The 981-nt window shown below is 73.4% G+C and carries 1 protein-coding gene; it reads left to right on the top strand.

The features are described 5' to 3' along the window. Positions 1-981: metallopeptidase domain-containing protein (locus ACYVE9_RS28330; protein ID WP_461030743.1), on the top strand; the 981-nt coding region annotated here is incomplete at both ends.

The following is a 981-nucleotide window of genomic DNA, read 5'->3' as shown; positions in this document are numbered from 1 at the left end:
GCGGCCACGCCGGCACGGCCGACCGCCGGAGCGGGCATCAGCGGGCCGTGCGCCATCGCGGCGGAGCCCGACGGCTGGGTGGGTGTGGGGCCTTACGACGGCCGGCACCTCAAGCCGGAGGGGCGGCGCAAGGCCACCCTCGTCATGGTCGACTTCCCCGACATCCCGGCGCGGACCGCCGCCGCCGAGCGGGCCTCGTTCTTCACGGACTACGCGGCGGACCACCTGCGGCAGTCCTCCTACGGCAGGTACGAGCAGGTGATGGAACCCACGGCGACGTGGGTCCGCATGCCGCGACCGTGGAGCGACTACGGCGTCGCAAGGGGCACTTCCGCAGCCGTGATGGAGCGGTACGTGCAGGACGCGATCGACGCGGCTGTGGCACGGAACACGGACTTCTCCGCCACCGACCTGGTGTTCGTCGTCGCCGACAGCAACGTGCCGGCCGGCCCGATGGTCTCGCAGGCCCACACCTTCCCGTCGCTGACCGCGGACGGCAGCACACTCCGCGCGGCGGCGCTGGTCTTCGGCCGGGACCGGGACAACCCGGCCTGGCAGCGCGGCAACTTCGTGCACGAGGCCCACCACCTCTTCGGGCTGCCCGACCTGTACAACACCGCCAACGGTGCCTCGGTGGAGTTCGCCGGCGCGTGGGACACGATGAGCGTCGCGGGCCGCAGTGACCTGATGGGCTGGCACAAGTGGAAGTTCGGCTGGCTCGGCGACGGCGAGGTGAGCTGTGCGCCCGCCGGTACCTCCCGGCACCTGCTGAAACCGATCGGCTCGGCGGACGGCGCGAGCATCGCCGTGGTCAAAACGGGTCCGGCCACGGCCGTCGTCGCCGAGGCGCGGACCCGCCGCGGGCTGGACCGGCGGATCTGCACCGAGGGGGTGCTGCTCTACACCGTGGACTCGTCGGTGCGTACCGGGCGGGGCCCGGTACGGGTGGCCGACGCGCTGCCGGGCAGCGCCGGCGGCCCG

It is taken from the genome of Streptomyces sparsus, assembly GCF_054776295.1.
Note: the sequence above shows the minus strand (reverse complement) of the source record. Positions and strands in the feature narration are given on the sequence as shown.